Source organism: Verrucomicrobiota bacterium (assembly GCA_027622555.1).
In the GTDB taxonomy this organism is placed as follows: domain Bacteria; phylum Verrucomicrobiota; class Verrucomicrobiia; order Opitutales; family UBA2995; genus UBA2995.
Genome location: JAQBYJ010000153.1, coordinates 1 through 10,647, shown reverse-complemented (window position 1 = coordinate 10,647; position 10,647 = coordinate 1). Strand labels below are relative to the sequence as shown.

The following is a 10,647-nucleotide window of genomic DNA, read 5'->3' as shown; positions in this document are numbered from 1 at the left end:
GCAAATTCCTATCAGCAAAACCCCCACCTCTGCGGCTTCGCCGCTGAAAAGCAAATTCCTATCAGCAATGTGCGCATCGCAGGTATTGCCTTCTCTATTTCTGTTGAGTAGTCTTTAGGCGGTTTCCATACTCTTAGTTTTTAACACTCATCATTTTTATTCTCTTGTTTCGCTTAATCAGTGCTTTAGCGACGATCCTTTGTATAGGATCGCTTAACGTTGTGGGTAATCCCAATATCGTCGTTGTCTTTACAGACGACCAGACGTTTGGTGCGATTGGATATAATCATCCTGAAGTTCATACGCCGAATCTGGATAACCTAGCCCGTGAAGGGCTGATATTCGAACGTGCTTATGTTGCCAGCCCGATCTGTGCTGCGAGTCGAGCGGCGATGATGACTGGGTTGTTTCCTCAACAAAATAAGGTCATCGCTTTGGGGCGTGAAAATTTTTCGCGCTACCTCGATGGCGGTTCCGATGCCGGGCTTACACTCCCGTCCCAACTCCAGTCACTCGGGTATCGCACGGTAGCTTTCGGAAAATCGCATTTGGGGGAGCCTCAACTTTATGGGTTTATGGAGGGTGAGGAGACTGGACCTTACGATGATGTGGAAACCTTTGCGCGGGTTGCTGACTTTATCGTATCGGATCGCGCGAAATCGCGGCCGTTCTTTCTCTGGGTTGCACCCAGACAACCGCACGTGCCGTTGCTGCCGGATCAATCCTGGCTCGATCTTTATGAAACGGATACCCTTACGCTTCCGAAGAATTTTCGGATCGCGCCGTTGTTGGAAAGTATCAACAACCAAGGACTGCCCGGAGAAGGCTATTACCGCGATTCCGATTATACGAAAAACTGGCGGGAACTGCCCGCGGGACCACCCCGGAATCCTGCCGTTATGCGGGCTTTTACGCATGCCTATTACGCGACTATTAGCCATCTGGATCATCAAGTCGGGACGATGGTCGATCAGCTGAAAACAGCAGGACTGTGGGAGAACACGATTTTGTTTTTCCTTTCAGACAATGGATACCACCTCGGTAGCCATGGACTGGGAAATAAGATAACCATGCACGAAGAAAGTGTTCGAGTGCCGATGTTTGTTGTGGGACCGGGCGTGGCGCCAGGAAGTCGCACGTCAGCCTTGGTGTCTTCATTGGACCTGTACCCCACCATTCTCAAAATTGCCGGTGCGCAGTCACTACCAAAACATGCCATGGGTGTGCCCCTGCAAGCTGTTTTCCAAGATCCTAATACCGAAGTGCGCGAGGTCGTTTTCAGTGAGTGCGTCGGTGTGGGAGCTTCGCCTGGAGAGGGTCACCGCATGGCTAGAACAGACCGTTACAAATATGTGCTGACTGGAACCGACGAAGCCTACTTATTTGACCTGAAAACGGACCCGGGGGAATTGACGAACCGGATTAACGACACAACTCTCGGGAAGGTGCGTGACAACTTGCGACAGAAGCTTCTGGCCTGGATGAACAAGATCGGTGACCGTTCCGTACACTAGAAACGAAGGCTTTACTATGGTGATGGATCGCAGAACATTCATACAGGTAGGAGCCACGGCGGCTCTTACCGCACCAGCTTTGGCTCGGGGAATAACTCGGAAGCCGAATCTGGTGTTTCTGTTTTCTGATCAGCAATCCTGGGACTACTTGGGAGCAAGTGGTTTGAGTGGGGTGCAAACGCCACACTTGGATCGATTGGCATCAGAAGGAGCGCGTTTTGATCAATGTGTTTCAAATTGTCCCGTTTGCACGCCTTACCGCGGTATGTTGATGACGGGCCAACACCCATTGAATAACGGCGCCTACGCTAACGATCTGGGGATCGTTCCTGGTCAAGGAACCACCTTGGCTGAGGCGCTTGGGAAAGCGGGTTACGATACCGCCTATATCGGAAAATGGCACTTGCAAGGCGGTCTTCGCGACAAACCTGTTTATCCGGAAAACCGACTGGGCTTCGATCAGCTCTTTCTGACGAACAACTGCACCGTCGATTTTCACCCGGGTAAATGCTTTTACTGGAACGAAGAAGAAGAGCGTGTCTATTTCGATAAGTGGGAGCAAGAGGGGCAGACGGACCAAGCGGTTGATTACCTCGAATCGCGGCGCGATGCGGAAAATCCGTTTGCGATGATCGTTTCCTGGCATCCGCCCCATAACCACCGCGGAGGTGTCGGATATGACGCCCCGGAACCGCAATTGCAGCGTTATTCTGAAGCGGATATTGACTGCCGCTTTCACGCTCAACCCAACGAGAGGCTACGTAAGATTCATCACGGTTACTCTGCGTTGTGTTCATCGATTGATGATTGCGTCGGTCGAATTATGGAGAAATTGGAAGCTATCGGTGAGTCGGACAACACACTCTTCGTTTTCACTTCGGATCATGGAGATACGCTGGAAGGCTACAATCGACAGACCCATAAATGCTGCCCCGAATCCCCAGCTGTGCGTGTGCCTCTGGTTATGCGCTGGCCGGGAAAAATCAAAGCAGGAAGCAAGCGGGAATTGTTGATGGGCACCCTCGATTTTATGCCGTCTATTCTTTCTATGCTGGGAATCTCTCCGCCGCCGGAATGCCAGGGCGAGGATCTGGCAAGTGCCATCTTTTCGGGGGAAGATGATGGGGTTCAGAGCCAGCCGTTGTTTTTCTTTTGGTGGAATTGGCGTGGTGTCTACACCCGGGAGTTTACCTACGCGGTCGGTGGTTTTGGGGAACCGAATGAACGGCAACGTTCACACGCAGCATTCGATGTATTGTATGAGCACGCACCGGATCTCTGGAATCGCAATAACCTTTACCAAAGTGCCCGGCACCGGGCGACCCGACAACACCTGCATGATACCGCTATGAATTGGCTGGATCGTTTTGAGGATCCTTTTATGGATGAACGTACCCTCATGATAAATACGGCCAAAGTTGTGGGTCATGGGGAACCGTCGAAACAACCGATTTCCCAAATGACTTTTTCTGAATCCCCCTTGGTCACGATGAAGAAATTGGGTGTGCCTTATTATCGGCCAAACATTTGAAACGATGATCCCATCCAATGCAATCCGCAGTCCTATGAGCGGCTAATAAAACCCCCACCTCTGCGGCTTCGCCGCTGAAAAGCAAATTCCTATCAGCCAATCTTATTAGATTTTAACAATTAAAAACAATTTTTATGAAAAGATTATTGATAATGATTATCGTCGCCTACAATCTGGTGACCCCATCGCCACTCGCCGCGCAGGAGAAGAGCACGGGCATGAAACCCTTTGAGATCGGCACACGACTGGAGCTGTTCGTCGACGACCTGCTCGTCGAGCGCATGACGGGCGTCGCGTTCCGCTTACATGCGCCGGTCAGGCAAGCGCCCGCCAGGAGTCCCCTGCCGAGCGGCGCGTACGGCACCATCATCAAGGACGGGGATCTCTACCGGGCGTACTATCGTTCCGATATTCCCGGGTACGATAAGGGGCGACAGGAGCGCAACGCAGACAACGAACCGAACGAGATCACCTGCTATGCGGAAAGCCGCGACGGCATCGAATGGACGTTCCCCGACCTGGGCATCACAAAGATCCAAAGCTCGAAGGGCGGCAATGTGATCCTGGCCCGCCAGGCTCCGTTCACCACCAACTTCTCGCCCTTCCTCGACACCCGGCCCGGTGTCGCACCGGACGCCCGGTACAAAGCGCTGGCGGGATCGGGAGGGACCGGACTGATCGCTTTCAAGAGCGCCGATGGTATCCACTGGAGCAAGATCCAGGACGCGCCTGTCATAAAAACGCCGAATCAGGCCCCCGGAACGCCCTGGCCCTTCGATTCGCAGAATCTGGCCTTCTGGTCCGAGGCCGAGAACTGCTATGTCGCCTATGTCCGCACCTGGGGCGTGAACGAGCCTCCACAGACGGATCCGTACAAGAAGTTCCTACGGCGAGTCAGTCGGACGACCTCGACCGACTTCATCACCTGGACTCCGCTGGTCGACACCGACGCCAATCTTCCGGGCGAACAACTCTACACGAATCAGACGCATCCCTATTTCCGCGCGCCGCATATCTATGTCGCATTGCCGAGTAGATTCACGATGGGCATCGAGATGGGAGAACCGGTGGAGGGCCCGTACGGCTCGACCGACATCATGCTCATGACCATGCGCGCCGGTTCCGCTTCATATCAGCGCACCTTCAAGGAGGCCTTCATCCGGCCAGGCTTGGATCCGGCACGATGGGAACAAAGGGCGAACTACGTAGCACTGAATGTCGTGCCGACAGGCCCCGAGGAGATGTCCATCTATAACACAAAAAGCGGCGATCGCTACACCCTGCGGACCGACGGGTTCATCTCCGTGAACGCCGGCGCCGACGGCGGCGAACTGCTGACGAAGCCCCTGATCTTCACAGGTGATTCCCTGTTCGTGAACTTCAGCACCGGGGCAGCCGGCACGCTGCGGGTCGAGATCCAGGACGCTTCGGGCCGGGCACTGCCGGGGTTCGGCATGGAGGATTGCCGGGCCGTCATCGGCGACGCGATCGAGCGGCGGGTGAGATGGAAGAACAACCCGGACCTTGCCGCCATCGCAGGGAAACCGGTGCGCCTGCGATTCGCCCTGCGCGAGTGCGACTTGTATTCGTTCCGATTCCACAGCAAGTAGAAGGAGACCGGGTTCGGCCTACACCTCCAACGGAATCGTCGATTTCCTGAAAGAAGTGGAGGCCAGCCTGCCCTCTTTTGCCCACAAGCCGGAGTATTTCCGGTTCAAAAAAATCAAATTAGATATTTAAGTAACACAAAAATATTTGAATATGAAAAAATCAATCATTTTAGTATTTGTATTTCTCTTTATTGCTTTACTGCATGGGTTTTCACAAAAAACCTACCAGCCTAACTGGTCATCCATCGACAGTCGTCCTGTTCCAACATGGTTCGAAGATGCCAAATTCGGGATTTTTATTTTTTGGGGATTGTATTCAGTACCGGCTTATAGTAAAACGGGAAATCCTCCGCAAAATTGACTTTCCCCGGTATATTTCAGCATAAATCACGTTTCTATTCGCAAAGGCCGCTTGACACTAACCTCCAAAATCAGACAAATTGCTTCTCTATGCTTTCAATTTTCACTCCTCCCCCTAAAACCCCCACCTCTGCGGCTTCGCCGCTGAAAAGCAAATTCCTATCAGCTCAGCAACCCGGCGAATTTCTTAAAATTGCTGCTAAATAAACCATGGCGACCATCCCCCGCTTTTGTCGCCGTGCGATACCCCATTACTTCATGGTTGAACAATCGAATCAAAGACAACCGGGCCGATCCAGGTAACCCGGGAGTCAGGGGCATCCTTTCGGTGAGAATCAGGTGCTTTTTGATTTTTATCCTCATTAACAAAACCTATCATGATTCAAAGAGCTTCCTTCTCTTTCCTGCTCATTCTTTTCTCTGTTGTATCGATTCTTGCCGTTCCAGGTGACCCGGATGATACGCTGACTTTTTTTGGTCCCAGGCCGATTTACGCCAATGGCGGAAAGCCGGACGTCATAGTGGACGACTTCGGCTGGCTGGACGACACCAGAACCGACCAGGAACTGGCCCAGATCGCCGCCGCAATCGAAGAATGGAGTGAAGCGGGTATCGGTTACGCAGCCTACTACGCGCTGGGGGTGGTTGAATCGGCAGCCGGTGCAGCTGCCCTGGGTGATGCCGGGAAACTGATGGACCTCGATGGAAGCGCAGGCTCCTGGTTCATGTACACCCGCTCAGCCTTTCGGGAGTACATGGTCAATTCAGGAAAGACCGCGGTCGACCTGGGGGCAAATTACTTTCTTTTGGACAACGCGTCCCCCAATCTGGAAACCCTCAGTTTTGACAATGAAATCATCGCAGAATTCAGGACCTACCTGGAAGCTAACTATACTGCAGGGGAGCTCACTGCTATGGGAGTTGCCGATGTGACCAGCTTCGATTACCGCGACTACCTGAAATCCGCACCGGGCGGCAACTATACCGACTCCGACTCAGTGAATTCCAATCCGCCTTCGGGGGAACTGTGGGCAGCATGGATACGGAATATGCAAAAATCGGAACGGGCGTTTTTCGAGGAATGGACCAGCTCAATCCGGGCGTACTCTCAATCTGAATACTCACGGGAGATCTATTTTGGAGGCAACCGTTATAGCGGTCCACGGCAGTGGGACACTATTGACAAGATGGACTTCGGCATTGCCGAGACCTTTTTGGATTCTCACGGTTATCCCTACTACAATCTCGATCACATCAACAAAAATATCCGCAACTTTGGAAAACGGTTCTGGTCCTGGGGGTTCCCGGCAAACACCGGTTCGCTCAACGGCTCAAACGATCCTTATGGCATGCTTCATATAACGGAGCTGAGTAAAATTTTCCTTTCAGAAACGCTTTCTTCCGGAGCTTTGCATCAGATACCAATAGGCTGGGTATCCTACCACAACAACGCGAATCGCCTGGCGCCCCTGGCACCCTATTACGAATTTGCCAGAAGCCATTCCGAGATGTTCAATCTCGAGGAAGCCGGAGAACTGGCGGTGGTCTACAACGAAGCCTATGAGTTGTCGAATCCCAACGATTTCACCCCGGGGTACCAGGGGATAATGATGCTGCTGGGAGATGCCCACCGGCCCTTTGACGTGCTATTTGCCGGACATCCGGACAAACGCGACGGGGCTGACCCATTCGCCTTGGCGGATCTTACCAAATACAAGGCGATTGTTCTGCCAAACACACGGCGGCTGACGGATGCCCAGGTATCCAAACTAGAATCTTATCTCAGCGGAGGGGGTGTAGTGATAGGACTGGGACAAATAGCGGACCTGGACGAAGCTGGAAACGATGTCAGCGGAGTCCGTACCTTGGACAACTATTTCATTTCCGACGGTTCGACAACCGTCGGTTCCGGACAGGCCATCTGCATCAGCACGAACCTGGGTGACAACTACCACGGCAATGCGGCAACCAGCAGCGGTGAATCGCAATGGGAAGTGACTGCCGGCAACCTTGCCAGTCTGGCAAGCTACCAGTCGACCTGGGCGGCGGCGGTGGACTCAATCGTCGATCAGGATTTCACCGGCGCACTCTCCCGTCTCGCACATCTGCACCGATATAGGGATCCGGCAGACGGTTCGCACATTTACCAGGTGGTCAATCGCGACATCAACATGACAGAGAATGTCGACGACCAATCGATCAACGATACGACCGCAGTTGCCTGTTCGGTCAGGATACCTGCCGGCTTCGATGCTTCCACCGTCACACTGTCCTGGATGACCGTGGAGGCCCCAATTCCGCTGGAACTGGCATTTACGCCCAACGGCGACCATCTCGAGTTTACCCTTCCCGCATTTTCCGTCTGGGGAATCCTGAAGGTCGGTACCGCAGCTTCCAGCCCTTCGGATATCAATGAGACACCTGAGTCCGTGTTCAACCTCATTGCCGATTCAGGAGGAAATCGCCCGGACACTTTCGATAGCGACGGCTCGATTGCCTATAACTACTCTTACTGGAAAGGCGGAAACCACGGATCCATTCCCTGGGATATTCCTTACCTGGCAACCGACGACACGGAAGTAGATCTGGTAAGACTGTATCACCGCTTCTCTTCCGACAATGTCACCTGGGGCGACTGGACCTTGCATTCCGCCCTGGACGTAACCGGTGGCAATATTTCTGGAAATCTGTCCTTTGATGCTCCCGAGGGAGAAGGCTATTATCAATTTCGTATTCAGGCGGTGGATGACGCAGGACAGGAGGAAGTGGTGTTGCCGGGTCGCGATGAAACCGGTTATGGAGTCGATGAAACCGCTCCCATCCCGCCGGCCAACGTGGTGGAGGCCTCACACGAATCCGGGACCTGGATAGCCGACGCTTCCAATCTTGTGTTCACCTGGGACGAACCAATGGACAATCTCAGTGGCTACCTGCAGGCCAATGTATCCCTGGGCAGTGATTCGGAAAACATCGCCGAATCCAACCTGACTGAGAATGAGTTGGGCTGGTCTCCCACCCTGAGCGGACTGATACCCGGAGAACGGTATAAACTCAATTTCCGGCATGAAGACGAAGCGGGAAACTGGGCTGGTGGTGTTGAATTATTCAGTTTCAGGTACGGCACTTTGCCGGTCATGGATCTGGAGAATATCGCGGTGACTGAAGGCGACGGAAAGCTAACCGTCACCTGGACGAATCCGAGTGATGCCAATTATAATTTCGCTTCCTTTTCGTATCGGGAAGCGGGTGACCTGTATGCAACCTGGACGGGAGGAGGTCTTTCACCCGACAGTAGCGCGACCAGCCACGAGCTCACAGGACTTACGAACGGAACTACCTACCAGGTGCGCGCAATCGCGGTTTCAAGCGGAGATCAAAACGGTAATGAGCTGATTGTAACCGGAACCTATACCCCCGGGGAAGGCCTGGGTGGAGGCGGTGGAGGTCCGGACCCAGTCGCGGCACCCACAAACCTGACTACCCAGGACAATACGGCAAACGTCCGTCTCGAATGGATGGACAATGCCACGGACGAAACGGGAATCGTGATTGAATATAAACTGCAAAACTCGGAAACCTGGGATACGGTGGCCACCCTTGGGCCCAACGCGGTGGCATTTGTGCACAACCTCAATATCGGTTCAGACTCCTATGATTACCGCGTGAAAGCCATACGCGATTCCGAAAGTTCCGACTATTCCAACATTGCCGGTATCTCCCGCTCAGGTGGTGGTGGTCCCAATCCGCCCCAGGCGCCGACCGATCTTTCGGCCCAGGACAACAATGCCAAAATTGATCTGCAATGGACCGACAATTCCGACAACGAAACCGGCTTTGCAATTGCAAGGCGTGTTCAGGGCAGCCCGAACTGGACCCCTGTTTCGACCACTGGTCCGAATACAACCACTTACCAGGACAGCTCGGACATCCCAACCGGCACCTACGAGTACCGGGTCAAGGCGATCAACGGCGAACTGAGTTCCGGTTTCTCAAATGTGGCAAGCGTCACTCGAACCCAGTCCGGTGGAGATGAAATAAATCTTACCGCGATCATTTCCGGGCAAACGGAACTTCATATTCTTATCGACTCAAGCAGGACCGTTCAATTTCTGGACGACCATATAGCGTCCACCATTCAACCGACACCCTCGTCGCTGGAAATTTTCCTGGGAAATTCCAAACTGACCAACCTGGACCAATCCCTGGAAGCAGCAGGTTTCAGGGATGAAGACCAGTTCACTGTCTTAATCGAAGGACAGGCGGAGGTAGAGGACTATGTGGTTTGGCAATTGAATCTTTTTGGAGATGAACATCAGGACCGCAAAGCAAATGAAGATAAAAACAATGATGGCATTCCCAACATTCTTCACTACGCATTGGGTACCGATCCCGTTGCCCAGCACAACGCCGGAAATCCACTTTCCATTGTGCAGGATCCAAATGCATGCTCGATTATTTATAGCCGAAGCAAAACCGCTTCAGGTGTAACCTATCTTTTGGAAGGTTCGAGCGATTCCATGAAAACCTGGAACCAGGCTTCCCAAATGGGTATAACTGAAAGCGTAAAAGACGCTCCAGAGTTGGGCTACGAGCTGGTGTGCTGGACGCTTCCAGACAATCCCCCACCCAACCTCATTGTGAGACTTCGCGTGGAATTGAACCAGTAACCCTGGATCTTCACGGCTTGGGAATCACTTTCAGAGTAATCTGGCTGGTGGTTTGCCCAAGCGAGAGATCATAGGTGGCGTCGTCGGTGAGGCCGGTAACCGTTGCGAAGGCACCGGTCATGCTATCGGCCGCACTGAAAACCACGATGACTTCGTCGTCCAGTTCCGGCAACCAGGCGTTGAGCTGTTTTACATCCAGGGTGCCACCGAGTACCACATTGTCGCTCACGTTCAGCCGACCGCTCTGCTTCTTGTCTGTGCCAAGTCCAAGGGTGGGATTGACGATGGACGTTCCGTCCAAAGTCAGGCTGCCGTTGATAGAGATGGGGACATCGGCGGTGGCGAGTTCGATCTTACCAGAAAAACTGACATTGGCAGTAATGGCTCCCTCACCCCTGAGGAGACAATTGGAAGCGAAGCTCATGGTACTTCCAGTCAGGGTGCCTCCGGTGATGAGGTCGACGTCGACGTTTTCAAAGGTGGCGTTATTGAAAGTGATGTTTCCGCCGTTGCGCGGTTCGATTTTGGAAGCGAAGGTATTGCTGCTACTCATACCGGCAAGGACCGGCAAATCGATTTCCGCTCCCGTTTCCCGGGAACTGAAGTGAATGCCTCCGCCAAAGGTAGTGAGTGAGGGCAGTTCGATGAGTCCGGCCGACCAGGCCTCCAACTTCAGGAATGCGGTACCGGATTCCGGTTCGGGGCCCGTGAGATTGACCAGGTCCGGCAGTACCAGACGACTCCCGGAATCGCGACTCGTCCAGGTACGAGCCGTGGTGAAACTCAGGCTGGTCAGATTGGAGATTTCCACCTCGCCACCGCCGCGCACCATAATGCTGGCCTCTTCCAGAGTCGACAGATTGCCGAGATCAGGGGTGGTTGCCCAGACTTCAAATTGTCCATGAGTGAAAGAGGTCAGCTGATCGAAAAACCCCCACCTCTGCGGCTTCGCCGCTGAAAAGCAA

The 10,647-nt window shown here is 53.3% G+C and carries 6 protein-coding genes and 1 pseudogene; 5 read left to right on the top strand and 2 right to left on the bottom strand.

Translation table 11 applies throughout. The annotated features are described in order from the left end of the window. Positions 1-164: 164 nt before the first annotated feature. From O3C43_22930 to O3C43_22915, 4 genes and pseudogenes are all read left to right on the top strand, one after another. Positions 165-1,514 carry a sulfatase-like hydrolase/transferase gene (locus O3C43_22930; protein MDA1069343.1) on the top strand — a complete coding sequence of 450 codons (1,350 nt, stop codon included), beginning with the start codon at positions 165-167 and terminating at the stop codon, positions 1,512-1,514. Positions 1,515-1,536: 22 nt separating this feature from the next. Further along, a complete protein-coding gene (locus tag O3C43_22925) occupies positions 1,537-3,045 on the top strand; it encodes a sulfatase-like hydrolase/transferase (GenBank protein MDA1069342.1) in 1,509 nt (502 codons plus the stop codon). Between the two features lie 152 nt (positions 3,046-3,197). Next, on the top strand, positions 3,198-4,655 hold the full coding sequence (locus O3C43_22920) for a hypothetical protein (GenBank protein ID MDA1069341.1): 1,458 nt from the start codon (positions 3,198-3,200) through the stop codon (positions 4,653-4,655). A 151-nt stretch (positions 4,656-4,806) separates the two neighbouring features. After that, positions 4,807-4,989 (top strand): annotated as a pseudogene (locus O3C43_22915) (alpha-L-fucosidase). 188 nt (positions 4,990-5,177) lie between these two features. Here O3C43_22915 and O3C43_22910 read toward each other — a convergent pair. Continuing rightward, a complete protein-coding gene (locus tag O3C43_22910; protein ID MDA1069340.1) occupies positions 5,178-5,378 on the bottom strand; it encodes a hypothetical protein in 201 nt (66 codons plus the stop codon). A gap of 14 nt (positions 5,379-5,392) precedes the next feature. Here O3C43_22910 and O3C43_22905 point away from each other — a divergent pair, with 14 nt between their 5' ends. Beyond that, positions 5,393-9,682 carry a hypothetical protein gene (locus O3C43_22905; protein ID MDA1069339.1) on the top strand — a complete coding sequence of 1,430 codons (4,290 nt, stop codon included), beginning with the start codon at positions 5,393-5,395 and terminating at the stop codon, positions 9,680-9,682. Positions 9,683-9,692: 10 nt separating this feature from the next. Here O3C43_22905 and O3C43_22900 read toward each other — a convergent pair. After that, positions 9,693-10,647, bottom strand: a 955-nt coding sequence (locus tag O3C43_22900; protein MDA1069338.1) for a hypothetical protein, incomplete at its 5' end; no start/stop codon positions are given.

Excerpts from the sequence above, each read along its gene's own strand:
- O3C43_22925 (MDA1069342.1), top strand. The coding sequence starts at position 1,537 with ATGGATCGCAGAACATTCATACAGGTAGGAGCCACGGCGGCTCTTACC.
- O3C43_22920 (MDA1069341.1), top strand. The coding sequence starts at position 3,198 with ATGATTATCGTCGCCTACAATCTGGTGACCCCATCGCCACTCGCCGCG.
- O3C43_22910 (MDA1069340.1), bottom strand. The coding sequence starts at position 5,378 with ATGAGGATAAAAATCAAAAAGCACCTGATTCTCACCGAAAGGATGCCC.
- O3C43_22905 (MDA1069339.1), top strand. The coding sequence starts at position 5,393 with ATGATTCAAAGAGCTTCCTTCTCTTTCCTGCTCATTCTTTTCTCTGTT.